This window comes from Streptococcus parasanguinis, assembly GCF_001074805.1.
GTDB classification, from domain to species: domain Bacteria; phylum Bacillota; class Bacilli; order Lactobacillales; family Streptococcaceae; genus Streptococcus; species Streptococcus parasanguinis_A.
Genome location: NZ_JUPI01000106.1, coordinates 1 through 13980, shown reverse-complemented (window position 1 = coordinate 13980; position 13980 = coordinate 1). Strand labels below are relative to the sequence as shown.

Here is a 13980-nt window from a genome sequence, read left to right as displayed (position 1 = left end):
TTCCTATCTTATTAACCATATTTTACCATAAAATCTACAAGATTTCTTTGATTGAATCGTTGTTCCGAATATTTTCCGCTTGGATTAGGTGATTTGAGAAGAAAGCATAGAAAAAGCTAGAACCAATGTGGATTCTAGCTTGAGCTGTTATAAAATGTTTGGATCGACCACCGAAGAAACTTGGTGAATCCATCAGAATACGCGGTAGACATAAGGATTGGCTGGTTTTGTAATGGTCTGGCAATCGCTAATGTGGAGGACAGGCAAGCTTTGTTTGAGCTGCTTGTGGTATTCAATGGACAAGGTTCCTTTCGCATGGATCCAAGTATTGTTTTCGAAATGCTGCGGAGCACCTGTCGTTAAGAGACCGTAGACTCCGGAATCTGCGATACAGTGGATGATCCCAAAGCGAAAGAGGAATTGGCTGTCCTTGTTATTGGGGTCATTGTATACAAAACCGGTCAGCTCGATCGTCTTTCCTGCAAATTGGTCAGGATAATCATAAATAACTTCCATGACTTCCATGTAATTCTCAGTGGTCACCTGGATCACTTTTTTATCAACATATTTCTTTGCCGCCTGCTTCATTTCTGACTCATAGGCTGACTTGGTAAAATAGCTACTAGTATCTGGTTTGAGATACTGGGTAGTTGTTCCTTCGTCCTGCTGGATTTCCTTGGAAGAACCAGCAGCAACCGGGAAGTGGTAGCCTTTGGCAGAGACTGTTTGGGAATCCAGTGTCACTGTAGGGAAAAATAGCCCGACAAATAAAGGAATACAGAGCAAGAAAATACTCGCCACTTTTGCCCAGAAGCTAGAGAGATGACTGTGGATCTTCATCTGCTTGACCCAGATGATCAGCTGCACAAGAGCTAAAACAAAGGACAAGAACATGGAAATATAAGCCAAGTAAGAATAGTGTAAGTTGATGTATTGATTGAGCTTACCAGATAATTGCAGGTACATAGTGAGCTCAAAATAGCCAGCTAATATCAAGAAACGAATCATAGCACTACCCCCACAAACCAAGCATAAAGGAGCACAACTCCACTCACAATCCCGATAAATTGCCAGATAAAACGGGTTTTGAGATAATTTTTCATCATGAGGAGATTTTTGACATCAAGCATAGGCCCAATCACCAGAAAGGCAAGAACAGGCGCTACTCCAAAACTCGTGAGAAGAGAGGATCCAACAAAGGCGTCCGCCTCGCTACAAAGTGAGAGGAGAAAGGACAAGACCATGAGAAGGAGAATAGCAATAACCGGTGTCGCACTGATCGAAGTGAGGATCCGTGTTGGGACATAGACTTGGACGAGGCTGGCAAAGAGGCAACCAAATACCAGGTAGCGTCCCGTATCAAAGAATTCATCAATGGCTTGCACCAAGACTTGGAAAAGCTTTTGACCTTTGCTCAAGTCCCTAAAATCATGTTCATGTACAGCCTTACGATGTTCTTTTTGGATCGAATTTGTCTGAATAAAACCAAGAAAGATCCCTAGAACTGTTGCGACCAGTAGGGAACCAAGGGCGCGGTAGAGGGCTATCTTGATAGAATTTCCAAAGGCTGAGTAGGTCGCAAAGAGAACGATGGGATTGATGACCGGTGCTGTCACCAAAAAGGGAACAGCAGTATAACTTGGGACTTTCTTTTCTAGAAAGCGATTGATAATGGGAACAATTCCACATTCACAGGAAGGGAAGATAAAGCCGATAAAGGTCCCAAAGAAGATCCGCCCAAATTTATTTTTGGGAAGAAAGCGGTAGACCCTCTCGGGGGTGATATAGACCTCAATAATCCCTGAAATGATACTTCCGATTAGGACAAACGGTAGGGCCTCGATAATAATCGAGAGAAAAATAGCCCCAGCCTGCAAGACGCTAGAGGGAAGGTGTTGAAAGAATGTCATTACTTAACCTTCTTTGCTTCTTTAGTTGTAGCAGTTTCTGCCTTCTTTTTTTCTTCGGGGAATTCGACTGTTTTTTCTACATCTGGAAAACTTGCAAAGTTTTCAAACATTTTATCAAGATCATCTGTTTTTGAGAATTTAATAGCCATTGTTGGGCCTCCTTTTTATTTTCTTTCATTATAACAAAAAGGAAAGAGCAAGGGGGAAATGGAGCATAAAAGGAAAGATCCATAGGGTCAAAATTATTCTATGAAAAATCCCTGAAACAGAGACCAGAACAGGCGATCTCACCCCTTGATGGCAGCAAAATATGCTATAATAGAAGCTATGGATAAATATGAAAAAATAGCCCAAGAATTGGGTGTTAGCTTAAAACAAATCGATACCGTATTGAGTCTGACCGCAGAAGGCTCAACCATTCCTTTCATTGCCCGCTATCGAAAAGATATGACGGGAAATTTAGATGAAGTAGCGATCAAGGCCATTATTGACCGGGACAAATCCTTAACGGCTCTGGCTGAACGAAAGGAAACCGTCCTTGCTAAGATTGAGGAACAAGGTAAACTGACAGAGGCGCTCAAGCAGGCTATTGAAGTTACTGAAAAATTAGCGGATGTTGAAGAGCTCTATCTCCCTTATAAGGAAAAACGGCGGACCAAGGCGACGATTGCCCGAGAAGCAGGACTTTTCCCCTTGGCACGTCTCATTTTGCAAAATAGTCCAGACTTGGAAGCAGAGGCTCAGAAATTTACCTGTGAGGCCTTCCCAACTGAAACTGCGGCTTTAGCTGGTGCAGTGGATATTCTGGTAGAGGCTATTTCAGAGGATACCCAATTACGGGCCCTCACCTATCAAGAAATTCATGGGCATTCCCTCATGTCGTCAACTTTGAAGGATGAAAGCTTAGATCCTAAGAGAACCTTTGAAATCTATTATGATTTTTCTGAGAAGATCAAGAGTATGCAAGGCTACCGGACCCTGGCGCTCAATCGTGGGGAAAAATTGGGCGTTCTCAAAGTTGGATTCGAGCATCAACTGGATCGGATCATTCGTATTTTTGAGGCTCGTTTTAAAACGAAAAATGCCTATGTGGATGAGGTTATTCAGCAGGCGGTTAAGAAAAAAATCGTACCTGCGATTGAACGTCGGATTCGGACAGAGTTGACGGAGGTGGCAGAAGACGGGGCCATTCAATTGTTCTCTGAAAATCTACGGAATCTATTGCTCATTCCTCCATTAAAAGGGCGCGTGGTCCTTGGATTTGACCCAGCCTTTCGGACCGGTGCTAAACTAGCTGTTGTCGATGAGACAGGAAAGATGCTCGCTACCCAGGTCATCTATCCAGTTGCACCTGCAAAACCAGCTCAGATCGAGCAGGCTAAAAAGGATCTGTCCTCCTTGATCAAGGAGTTTGGCGTAGAGATTATTGCAATTGGAAATGGAACAGCTAGCCGTGAAAGTGAGGCCTTTGTCGCAGAGGTCCTTCATGACCATCCAGGAGTTCGCTATGTTATTGTCAATGAAAGCGGAGCCTCTGTCTACTCAGCTAGTGAATTGGCCCGTCATGAGTTCCCAGAGCTAACCGTTGAAAAACGATCGGCCATCTCCATTGCCCGTCGCTTGCAAGATCCGCTAGCAGAATTGGTGAAAATCGATGCCAAATCTATCGGTGTGGGTCAATACCAGCACGATGTCAATCAGAAAAAACTGACAGAAAGCTTGGATTTCGTAGTAGATACTGTCGTCAACCAAGTTGGGGTCAATATCAATACGGCTAGTCCCTCTCTCTTAGCGCATGTAGCGGGACTCAATAAAACCATCTCTGAAAATATTGTGAAATACCGGGAAGAAGAAGGAATGATTCTTTCACGAGCACAGATTAAAAAAGTGCCTCGCCTCGGCGCCAAGGCTTTCGAGCAGGCGGCTGGATTCTTACGCATTCCTGAAAGTAAAAACATCTTGGATAATACCGGCGTTCACCCTGAAAGTTATAAGGAAGTTGAAAAACTTTTTCAACTTCTTGAAATGACCGACCTCGATGCATCCGCTCAGGAAAAATTAAAAGCTGTGAACATAAAGGAGATGTCTACTCAGCTGGATCTGGGACCAGAAACCCTAAAAGATATCATTGCCGATCTCCTAAAACCAGGTCGCGATTTGCGGGATTCCTTTGATGCACCTGTGCTCCGTCAGGATGTCTTGGATATTAAAGACCTGCATATTGGCCAAAAATTAGAAGGGGTTGTGCGCAATGTGGTTGACTTTGGAGCCTTTGTCGATATTGGCATTCACGAAGATGGCTTGATTCATATCTCCCATATGAGCAAGCAGTTTATCAAGCATCCAAGCCAGGTCGTCTCAGTAGGTGATTTGGTTACCGTCTGGGTGAAGAAGATTGATGTGGAACGCGAAAAAGTCAATCTCAGTTTGGTAGCTCCGAATGAATCTGACTGAGTTTGTGCGTCAAGTATCCCTGGAAGATTTTGGGAGAGAATTCCGTCATCGAGCAGAGTGGAATTCACGTCTTCAAACTACTGGAGGTCGTTTCTTCCCCAAGGATCGACACCTTGATTTTAACCCGAAAATATACCAAGTTTTCGGGTTAGAGGTCTTTCGCAAAATCGTCCGCCACGAGCTCTGCCATTACCATCTTTACGATCAAGGTAAAGGCTATCGCCACAAAGATCTAGACTTTAAGCAACTCCTCCAGCAAGTGGACGGTCTTCGTTTCACACCTCCTCTACCAGATAGAGCTGGGCGAGTCAAGCGGATCTATCTCTATCAATGTCCCCGTTGTGGCCAAGAGTATAGACGAAAGCGAAAAATCGATCTGAAGAAATATGCCTGCGGTCGCTGTCACAGCCGCCTGCAATTCCTTGAAATGAGACAAGAGTAAGAATCGGTCTTTAGGCGGATCTCTTTCCAGTTCGACTCTGCTAAAATAGGTCTAACTAGAAAGAGGAAAATCAAATGACATCATCATTTTACAAATTAAAACGACATCGCCTGGTTTCAGGTGTGCTAGCTGGCTTAGCCGATAAATTTGGTCTTAGTGTAACTCTCCTACGCTTCTTGTTTATTCTTTTTACGGTTTCTCATGCCTTTATCGGTGTGATTATCTATTTACTGTTAGATACGACCTTGCCTTATAAGGACGAGGAGGAGCAGGAAATGTTTGACTATGGCCCTCGACCTCGTCGAAGAAAAGAGGCCGAACCCATCCATGATCAGAATGATAGTCCGTTCTTCTAAAAGGAGATTTGAGTGAAGCAGAAGTTCTATTCCCTTGCTTTTATTCTATATCTCTTCTTCAGTTTTATAGGACAGTTTTTCATTTTAAATCGTTTTTTTGGCGAAGGAGTTGGAACAGTTTTGATCGGAATGCTCCTTTTTCCACTGGGCATTTGGAATAGTCTCTTCTACCTCTTGTTTCTGCCAACAGAAATGGCTAGAAAACCACAAATTTATCGGTTTTCGATTTTATTTCTTCCGATTTTGTATCTGGTTTTGTCCTTGCTGGGGGGGAGGACCTACCACCTTTATGCTAGGCTTGATCGCATTTCCTTCAAATGCGGTGGTCTATGCGGTCTCTACCGGAATCAAATCTATGATCAAAGATTTCTTGCAAGGCCAAGGCTAGAGCATTCTTCATATGTTCCCATCATTTCCTAGAGGTTGGAGACCTTTGTCTTGGCCTCTTTTTGCTTGCCTTAAAAAGGAGTTGAAAATGGATCTTTCAAATGACACTTCAGTCTCTCGTCTGAAGAGAAAATCTGCTATAATAGAGAGAGAATTTGAAAAGGGAGAATGATATGGCAGTTACTGTTCGCGATCTACAGGAAAAGCTTCGTCTATCGGTTGTTTATGGGGATGATAAACTCTTGAGCAAGGAAATTACGACTGCGGACATTTCACGTCCAGGTCTTGAAATGACGGGCTATTTCGACTATTACACACCTGAGCGGATTCAGCTTGTAGGAATGAAAGAATGGTCCTACCTGGTGAAGATGAGCTCTCACAACCGTCATCAGGTCCTGCGCAAGATGTTCCAGCCAGAGACACCTGTCATCATTGTCGCGCGGAATTTAGAAATTCCAGAAGAAATGTTGCGTGCTGCTGAAGAGAAGCAACTAGCTATTTTGAAGAGCAATGTTGCGACCAGTCGTTTATCTGGAGAGCTTTCTAGCTATTTGGATAGTCGGCTAGCAGAACGTACGAGTGTACACGGTGTCTTGATGGATATTTATGGGATGGGTGTCTTGATCCAAGGAGATAGCGGAATCGGAAAAAGCGAGACAGGTCTGGAACTTGTCAAACGGGGTCATCGCCTCGTAGCTGATGACCGAGTCGATATCTATGCGAGAGACGAGATGACCCTTTGGGGAGAGCCAGCTGAAATCCTACGCCACTTACTAGAGATCCGTGGTGTCGGGATTATCGATGTCATGAGTCTCTACGGCGCCAGTGCTGTCAAGGATTCTTCACAAGTCCAAATCGCCGTTTACTTGGAAAATTATGCTAAGGATCAAGTTTATGATCGTCTTGGTAATAATGCAGAAGAGTTGGAAATCGGTGGCGTGACCATTCCTCGGATTCGCATCCCTGTGAAGACTGGTCGGAACATTTCGGTCGTGATCGAAGCAGCAGCTATGAATGTTCGGGCCAAAGAAATGGGCTATGATGCTACCAAAACTTTTGAAGAACGTTTGTCCCAGTTGATTAGTCAAAATGAGGTGAAGGAATGAATCCAGTAGCCCTTCAATTAGGTCCGATCAGTATTCGTTGGTATGCAATTTGTATTGTCTCTGGCTTGATTCTAGCTGTTTATCTTTCCATGAAAGAAGCGCCCCGTAAAAAAATTGATCCAGATGCTATCATTGATTTTATTTTGATCGCCTTTCCGCTTGCGATTTTGGGGGCCAGACTCTATTACGTTATTTTCGAATGGGGCTACTATAGCCAGCACCTTGGTGAGATTTTTGCGATCTGGAACGGAGGAATCGCGATTTATGGTGGCCTCTTGACAGGTGCTCTTGTCCTCTATCTATTCTCTCGTAGACGTTTGATTGAACCGATCGACTTTTTAGATATTGCGGCCCCAAGCGTCATGATTGCACAGAGTATTGGTCGTTGGGGAAACTTCTTTAACCAGGAAGCTTATGGAGCTGCTGTTAAAAGTCTCAACTACCTGCCCTCTTTTATTCGAGACCAAATGTATATAGATGGTAGTTACCGTCAGCCAACCTTCTTATATGAATCCAGTTGGAATCTGCTAGGATTTCTCTTGATCTTGATTCTTCGGAGGAAGCCCCAATTTTTGCGGCAAGGTGAGATCACAGCCTTTTACCTTATCTGGTATGGATTTGGTCGGATGATCATCGAAGGAATGCGGACAGATAGCCTGATGTTTGCGGGCTTACGTGTTTCCCAGTGGTTGTCGATGATCCTGATTCTAGTTGGACTCGCCATCATCATCTACCAACGTCGCAAAAAAGCCCCTTATTATGTAGAAGCAAAGGAGTAATATATGTTTATTGAAATTGCCTACGGCCTCTTAGGCCTTGCCTTAGTAGCGCTTGTCATTTATATGATTTTTTTCCTCTCAAAGATTGGAAAAGTTGTAGATGAGACGCAAAAAACCATCCAAGTTTTGACATCAGATGTCAATGTCACCTTGCATCAGACCAATGATCTATTGGCAAAAGTCAATGTTTTAACGGATGATTTGAATCAAAAAGTTGCAACAATTGACCCACTCTTTACAGCCGTGGCGGATCTTTCCGAGTCAGTTTCAGATTTGAATGATCAAGCCCGTCAATTGAGTGTCAAAGCAGTGTCAGCTGGTGGAAAAACAGTGAAAGCCTCTATCGGATTAAAAGCGATTAAGATGGCTTCAAAATTATTTAAATAGAATCGAGGAAGAATATGGGACGTTTATCTAGTTTATTAATTGGTGTGATTTCAGGTGCTTCAGCAGCCTACTATTTATCAACTGAGCAAGGAAAGAAAGTCACTAAAAAAGTGGTGCGCTTCGTAAAAGATTATCAAGAAGATCCTCAAGAAGTACATGAATCGGTTAAACAAACTGCTAAGGATGTTTCCAAACAAGCAGCAGAAGTGATCCAACAAACCAAAGAAAAAGTTGGTTCTGGAGAAATTACGACAGGAACTGTTTTGGAGTCTGTCAAAGAAAAGACGCAAGATGTGGTTGAAAAATCTCAAGAAGTCTTTCACTCATTTAAGGATAAACTTCAAAAAGAAAATCTAAGTGGCAATGACTTGGTTCAATCCATTCGCAAACAAACAGAATCAGAAGACATCGTGTTAGAGTTGGATGAAAAAGATTCTGAAGAAGCAGCTGAAGAAGAAACAAAAGAAGCATAAAAAAATGAGGCTCACTGAGCCTCATTTTTTATGGAAATTACCTGATCAATTGGAGTTAGCTTTTGTCTTCCAATTGTTATTCCAATTAAAAAAATTCGAGTAAATAAAAAAATCAGGCGAACCTGATTTTTATTTTTTTCGTTTATTGTAGTAAATTCGGAACCCTTGAATACTAGCAAAGCTAGAACCAATCGCTAAGGCAAACGCAAAGAAGGTATTCATTTTCGTTGCTAAAAAGATAAAACTAAATACAACTGTCAACACACAGAAAATAGCGATATTCAAAAAATATAGCAATTCACTTAATTGAGGCGCGGGTTCAACTTCAGGAGCATAGTCCTGAACAGGGGATTCTTGGGTTTGTTTAGTTAATTCGATATAATCGAATTTTTCATCATAGTGTCTTAAATTTCTTACGGGCATTTTCTCTCTCCTAACAGTACTCTATTATTCTATCATGAATTCAGCTATATAAATGTTACAAAAATGTTACAAATTTTACAAAATGAATAATTTTTTCTAGAATATCGGAATTTTTGTTATAATGGTTCTATGAAAAATATTATTATTACAGCAACAGCAGAGAGTGTTGAGCAAGCGCAAGCCCTGATTGATGCAGGGGTTGACCGAATCTATGTCGGTGAAAAAGATTACGGATTACGATTGCCTCAAACTTTAAGCTATGACGAAATAAATCGAATTGCTCAACTGGTCCATGCTGCTGGCAAAGAATTGACAGTGGCTGTAAATGCACTCATGCACCAATCGATGATGGATTCAATCAAGCCTTTCCTAGATTTTCTAAAGGAAATTCAAGCTGATTATATTACTGTCGGAGATGCGGGCGTTTTTTATGTCTTGAAACGAGATGGCTATCCATTCAAAACGATTTACGATGCTTCTACCATGGTCACTTCTAGCCGCCAGATCAACTTCTGGGGAAAACAAGCAGGAGCTTCTGAGGCTGTTTTGGCTCGTGAGATTCCATCTGCCGAATTATTCGTAATGGCTGAGAATCTTCAGATTCCAGCAGAAGTCTTGGTCTATGGTGCTAGCATTATTCACCATTCGAAACGACCGCTTCTTCAGAATTATTACAACTTTATCAAGACAGAAGAGTCTGTGACCAAAGATCGGGATCTGTTCTTGGCCGAGCCAGGAGATCCCAATTCTCATTATTCGGTCTACGAGGACAAACATGGAACCCATATCTTCTCAAATAATGACTTGAATATGATGACCAAATTGTCTGAGTTGGTTGAACATGGCTTTGATCATTGGAAACTCGATGGTGTCTACTGTCCGGGTGAAAACTTTGTCAAGATTACAGAGTACTTTGTCAAGGCCCGTGATTTGATTCAAAAAGGAACATTTACACAGGATCAAGCCTATCTGTTTGATGAAGAAATCCGCAAATTGCATCCAGCTAATCGTGGTTTGGATACTGGTTTCTACGATTATGAACCAGATCGTGTAAAATAACAAATAATACTAGGGCTTCTTCGTTTGTGAGTTTTCCTTTTTCAGGGAACGAAGAGGCTATTCATCATATCGACAATCTTGTAAATTGGAGAAAACATGACAAATACAAAAAAACGTCCAGAGGTTTTGGTACCTGCTGGAACATTAGAAAAATTAAAAGTTGCCGTTAATTATGGGGCTGACGCTGTGTTCGTTGGTGGACAAGCCTATGGTTTACGTAGCCGTGCCGGAAACTTCACCATGGATGAGCTTCGTGAAGGTATCGAATATGCTCATGCCCGTGGAGTAGATGTGCACGTCGCTTCGAACATGGTGACCCATGAGGGAAATGAACAAGGGGCTGGTGAGTGGTTCCGTGAATTACGGGATATGGGCCTTGATGCCGTGATCGTCTCAGACCCGGCCTTGATTGAAATCTGTGCAACCTATGCACCTGGCCTCAATATTCACTTGTCTACGCAAGCTTCTGCAACCAACGTGGAGACCTTCCATTTCTGGAAAGAATATGGCCTGACTCGTGTCGTCTTGGCCCGTGAGGTATCCATGGAAGAGTTGGCTGAGATTCGTAAGCGTACCGATCTTGAGATCGAAGCCTTCGTTCATGGAGCCATGTGTATTTCCTATTCCGGACGTTGTACCCTTTCTAACCACATGTCTGACCGGGATGCCAATCGTGGTGGTTGTTCTCAATCTTGTCGTTGGAAATACGATCTCTACGATATGCCATTTGGCCAAGAACGCAAGAGTATCAAAGGACAAGTCCCAGAAGAATACTCTATGTCAGCCGTGGACATGTGTATGATCGAAAATATTCCAGACATGATTGACAATGGGGTTGATAGCTTGAAGATTGAAGGCCGGATGAAATCTGTCCATTACGTATCAACAGTAGCCAACTGTTACAAGGCAGCTTGTGATGCCTATATGGAAAGTCCAGAAGCCTTTTATGCCATCAAGGATGATTTGATCAATGAATTGTGGAAGGTTGCTCAACGTGAATTAGCAACTGGATTCTACTACCAAACACCGACTGAAAATGAACAATTGTTTGGGGCACGTCGTAAGATTCCTCAATACAAATTTGTAGGAGAAGTGGTTGACTTTGATCCATCTACCATGACTGCGACGATTCGCCAACGGAATGTCATCAACGAAGGCGACCAAGTGGAATTCTACGGACCAGGCTTCCGTCATTTTGAATGCCAGATCCAAGACTTGCATGATAAGGATGGAGTGAAGATTGATCGCGCACCAAATCCGATGGAGCTTCTCACGATCACCGTTCCACAAGAAGTCAAGCCAGGAGATATGATTCGTTCTTGCCAGGAAGGTTTAATCAATCTCTACTCAAAAGATGGAGCAAGTAAAACTGTTCGAGTATAACAAAAAAAGAGAGGGTTAAACCTCTCCTTTTTGTTGGGCGATGCGAATGTTATTGGGGACCAAACTGATTTTCTGGATCTCAGAAATCCGAATAATCGTGGACATACTCTTCTTGAAATTTTTCACGATCAGTTGTCGGCGCTCTTGGTCATACTTGACAATGTCGCCTGTAAAACTCTTGTTTGAAAAAATAACATGTACCCCTTGTTTTTTTCGCAGTGCTTGTTGAATGATGTCAATAATTCTCTCATCTTCTAATGGGGCAGGGGTACTGACTTTTCCATTGAAAAATTCATTTGCTCGGTCTTTAACGATCTCGAGAAATTTTTTCATAGCTAAATTCTCCATAACTTGATACAATATATTATAGATAATTTCAACGATTTTGTAAATGATTTACGAATATTAGAGATGAGAAGGCAAGAAAGGAGTCGTGAAATGACAGAATTTTCATTCCAAATCGAAGAACATTTACTGGTCTTGTCAGAAAATGACAAGGGTTGGACCAAAGAATTGAACCGTGTGAGTTTTAATGGTGCTCCTGCTAAGTATGATATCCGGACCTGGAGTCCCGACCATACAAAGATGGGAAAAGGCATTACACTCACGAACGAAGAGTTCCAAGTCATGCTCGATGCATTTAAAAATTAAGAAAAGGGGTCCTTCAAGGACTTCTTTTTTTGTTATAGTCTAAGGCTATATAGATATCAAAGATATTAGATTATCCCAAACCCTTGTTTATCAGGTATTGGACTGCTATAATGGTTGCATTGATGAATTAATGTAAAACTTATAGGAAAGAGGGAATCATATTGACACATACACATGCACCTTATCGCGTAGACCATGTTGGTTCATTTCTTCGTCCAGCAGCTTTGGTTCAAGCTCGTGAAGATTTCGCAGCTGGAAAAATCAGTCAGTCTGACTTAACAAAAGTAGAGGATCAGGCGATTCGTGACCTTGTTGAAAAAGAAATTGCTGCTGGTCTGAAGTCAGTAACAGATGGAGAATTCCGCCGTGCTTATTGGCATTTGGATTTCTTCTGGGGCTTTGGTGGCATTGATCATGTCCAAGCTGCTCAAGGTTATCAATTCCATGATAAAACAACCAAGGCGGACTCAGCACTTGTCGTTGGAAAAATCACAGGAGCCAATCATCCATTTGTAGAGCATTACAAGTTTTTGAGGGATCTTGTGGCAGATGTAGATGGTGTAGAGGCTAAATATACCATTCCAGCGCCTGCGCAATTCTATTTTGAATTGATCCGTGATGCAGAACATGTAGAACAATTGAATACCATCTATCCTGATTTTGCGGCTGTTCGTGAAGATATCAAGCAAGCCTATCTTCAAGTGATTCAAGATTTGTATGATGCAGGACTTCGGACCCTTCAAGTAGATGACTGTACGTGGGGTGTCTTGGTAGATGATAATTTCTTGACGGCTTGGGGAGCAGCTCAAGGCAAGTCAAAAGATGAGGTTCGCCGAGAACTCGCTGATCTCTTCTTGACCTTTAACAACGATGTCTACCAAAATGTTCCAGCTGGTTTGACCGTCAATACGCACGTTTGTCGTGGGAACTTCCATTCTACTTGGGCTTCATCAGGTGGCTATGCGCCGATTGCCAAAGAACTCCTTGGAGAAGAAGCCGTCAATGCTTACTTCCTAGAGTTTGATACTGATCGAGCTGGTGGTTTTGAACCACTTGCAGAAGTAACCCCTGGTAAAGGAGTGGTGTTAGGCCTCTTGACATCTAAGAGTGGTCAATTGGAGAACAAGGACGAAGTGATTGCTCGTATTAAAGAAGCGAGTCAGTATGTACCGTTGGAAAATCTTTACCTGTCTACTCAGTGTGGCTTTGCTTCGACAGAAGAAGGAAACATTTTGACAGAAGAAGACCAATGGAAAAAAATCGGTTTGATTAAAGAAATTGTCGCTGAAGTTTGGGGCGAATAAGGAGGAAGAAACATGTCAGATTTACTAAGTATTTATAAAGAATTGCAAGCTAAAAAATGGGTGGACTTGAGTCACCAAATCAATGCGGAAAGTCCACACTTCCCAGCCCTTCCTGCCTTGCAACAAGAAGATCTTTTCACATTAAAAGATGGTTTCCATGTTCAAAAATTTACAGTGGTTGGTCAATACGGAACGCATATTGATGCACCGATTCACTTTGTAGAAGGGGGTCGTTGGTTGGATGAGATTGACCTCAAAGATCTTCTCTTGCCACTTTATGTTATCGACAAGTCTAAAGAAGTTGCAGCCAATCCAAACTTTATCTTGAGCAAACAAGATATCTTAGACTTTGAGGCAGAGCATGGACAAATTGTTGAGGGTGCTTTTGTTGCCTTCCGTAGTGATTGGTCAAAACGTTGGCCAGATCAAGATGCTATGCGTAACCTAGATGAAAATGGTGTTCAACAAAGTCCAGGATGGAGCCGTGAAGCCTTGGAATTCTTGATTCATGAACGCCATGTCAAGGCTGTGGGTCATGAAACCTTTGATACCGATGCAGGTATTCCAGCAGCAGAGCATGGTTTGGTCAATGAATACTACCTCTTGGAACAAAATATCTACCAAGTTGAAGTCTTGAACCAATTGGACCAAGTTCCAGCTGTAGGTGCCTTGATTTCGATTGCTTTCCCTCACTGGGACAAGGCAACTGGTTCACCTGTCCGTGCCATTGCCATCTTACCATAAACAAAGAAAAAGAGGCTGGGACAAAAGTCCTAGCCTCTCAATTGTTTTTTGATTGTAGGGCAAGACGCAGTGGTTGAGTGGGCTCTACTACGCTGATTTTATCAGCTTTTACAGCCCTACTC

17 protein-coding genes are annotated in these 13980 nt (G+C 42.4%); 12 read left to right on the top strand and 5 right to left on the bottom strand.

The genetic code is table 11. The annotated features are described in order from the left end of the window. Positions 1 to 192: 192 nt before the first annotated feature. From ADI76_RS07090 to ADI76_RS11545, 3 genes are read right to left on the bottom strand one after another with little or no spacing between them, the layout of a single operon-like run. Positions 193 to 1008, bottom strand: coding sequence for a TIGR03943 family putative permease subunit (locus ADI76_RS07090; RefSeq protein WP_049515370.1), 816 nt, complete (start codon positions 1006 to 1008; stop codon positions 193 to 195). Then, positions 1005 to 1910: a permease gene (locus ADI76_RS07085; protein ID WP_049515367.1), complete on the bottom strand. Its 906-nt coding sequence runs from the start codon at positions 1908 to 1910 to the stop codon at positions 1005 to 1007. Before ADI76_RS07085 ends, ADI76_RS07090 begins: the two co-directional genes overlap by 4 nt. Beyond that, positions 1910 to 2059: an SPJ_0845 family protein gene (locus ADI76_RS11545; RefSeq protein ID WP_003008123.1), complete on the bottom strand. Its 150-nt coding sequence runs from the start codon at positions 2057 to 2059 to the stop codon at positions 1910 to 1912. Before ADI76_RS11545 ends, ADI76_RS07085 begins: the two co-directional genes overlap by 1 nt. A gap of 148 nt (positions 2060 to 2207) precedes the next feature. Between ADI76_RS11545 and ADI76_RS07080 the strand changes: the two genes are divergently transcribed. From ADI76_RS07080 to ADI76_RS07040, 7 genes are all read left to right on the top strand, one after another. Further along, positions 2208 to 4364: a Tex family protein gene (locus ADI76_RS07080; RefSeq protein ID WP_080982786.1), complete on the top strand. Its 2157-nt coding sequence runs from the start codon at positions 2208 to 2210 to the stop codon at positions 4362 to 4364. After that, entirely contained in the window at positions 4351 to 4806 is a 456-nt protein-coding gene (locus ADI76_RS07075; RefSeq protein ID WP_049515362.1) for a SprT family protein, read from the top strand. Before ADI76_RS07080 ends, ADI76_RS07075 begins: the two co-directional genes overlap by 14 nt. Before the next feature lie 74 nt (positions 4807 to 4880). Next, positions 4881 to 5162 carry a PspC domain-containing protein gene (locus ADI76_RS07070; RefSeq protein WP_003005023.1) on the top strand — a complete coding sequence of 94 codons (282 nt, stop codon included), beginning with the start codon at positions 4881 to 4883 and terminating at the stop codon, positions 5160 to 5162. 560 nt (positions 5163 to 5722) lie between these two features. Next, positions 5723 to 6655: an HPr(Ser) kinase/phosphatase gene (hprK, locus tag ADI76_RS07055; RefSeq protein ID WP_021153591.1), complete on the top strand. Its 933-nt coding sequence runs from the start codon at positions 5723 to 5725 to the stop codon at positions 6653 to 6655. Further along, the gene (lgt, locus tag ADI76_RS07050; protein WP_049507436.1) at positions 6652 to 7434 is read left to right on the top strand and encodes a prolipoprotein diacylglyceryl transferase; all 783 of its coding nucleotides are present in this window, start codon (positions 6652 to 6654) and stop codon (positions 7432 to 7434) included. Before hprK ends, lgt begins: the two co-directional genes overlap by 4 nt. Before the next feature lie 3 nt (positions 7435 to 7437). Beyond that, positions 7438 to 7821 carry a DUF948 domain-containing protein gene (locus ADI76_RS07045; RefSeq protein ID WP_013903891.1) on the top strand — a complete coding sequence of 128 codons (384 nt, stop codon included), beginning with the start codon at positions 7438 to 7440 and terminating at the stop codon, positions 7819 to 7821. 14 nt (positions 7822 to 7835) lie between these two features. Then, a complete protein-coding gene (locus tag ADI76_RS07040) occupies positions 7836 to 8294 on the top strand; it encodes a YtxH domain-containing protein (protein ID WP_049507434.1) in 459 nt (152 codons plus the stop codon). A 129-nt stretch (positions 8295 to 8423) separates the two neighbouring features. Here the strand turns inward: ADI76_RS07040 and ADI76_RS07035 are convergent, their stop codons facing one another. After that, positions 8424 to 8717 carry a DUF3270 family protein gene (locus ADI76_RS07035; protein WP_049507431.1) on the bottom strand — a complete coding sequence of 98 codons (294 nt, stop codon included), beginning with the start codon at positions 8715 to 8717 and terminating at the stop codon, positions 8424 to 8426. Positions 8718 to 8846: 129 nt separating this feature from the next. On the opposite strand from ADI76_RS07035, the gene ADI76_RS07030 reads away from it, so the two are divergent. Beyond that, the gene (locus ADI76_RS07030) at positions 8847 to 9776 is read left to right on the top strand and encodes a peptidase U32 family protein (protein WP_045759685.1); all 930 of its coding nucleotides are present in this window, start codon (positions 8847 to 8849) and stop codon (positions 9774 to 9776) included. Positions 9777 to 9872: 96 nt separating this feature from the next. Next, the gene (locus ADI76_RS07025; protein WP_003002878.1) at positions 9873 to 11159 is read left to right on the top strand and encodes a peptidase U32 family protein; all 1287 of its coding nucleotides are present in this window, start codon (positions 9873 to 9875) and stop codon (positions 11157 to 11159) included. A 15-nt stretch (positions 11160 to 11174) separates the two neighbouring features. Here ADI76_RS07025 and ADI76_RS07020 read toward each other — a convergent pair whose 3' ends face one another. Beyond that, positions 11175 to 11507, bottom strand: coding sequence for a hypothetical protein (locus tag ADI76_RS07020; RefSeq protein ID WP_003008097.1), 333 nt, complete (start codon positions 11505 to 11507; stop codon positions 11175 to 11177). A gap of 90 nt (positions 11508 to 11597) precedes the next feature. On the opposite strand from ADI76_RS07020, the gene ADI76_RS07015 reads away from it, so the two are divergent. The 3 genes from ADI76_RS07015 to ADI76_RS07005 all read left to right on the top strand — a co-directional run bounded on the left by ADI76_RS07015 (position 11598) and on the right by ADI76_RS07005 (position 13858). Next, a complete protein-coding gene (locus ADI76_RS07015; RefSeq protein WP_049515359.1) occupies positions 11598 to 11810 on the top strand; it encodes a YdbC family protein in 213 nt (70 codons plus the stop codon). 161 nt (positions 11811 to 11971) lie between these two features. Next, on the top strand, positions 11972 to 13114 hold the full coding sequence (locus tag ADI76_RS07010; protein WP_049515358.1) for a 5-methyltetrahydropteroyltriglutamate--homocysteine S-methyltransferase: 1143 nt from the start codon (positions 11972 to 11974) through the stop codon (positions 13112 to 13114). A 12-nt stretch (positions 13115 to 13126) separates the two neighbouring features. After that, the gene (locus ADI76_RS07005) at positions 13127 to 13858 is read left to right on the top strand and encodes a cyclase family protein (protein WP_013903883.1); all 732 of its coding nucleotides are present in this window, start codon (positions 13127 to 13129) and stop codon (positions 13856 to 13858) included. Positions 13859 to 13980 lie beyond the last annotated feature (122 nt).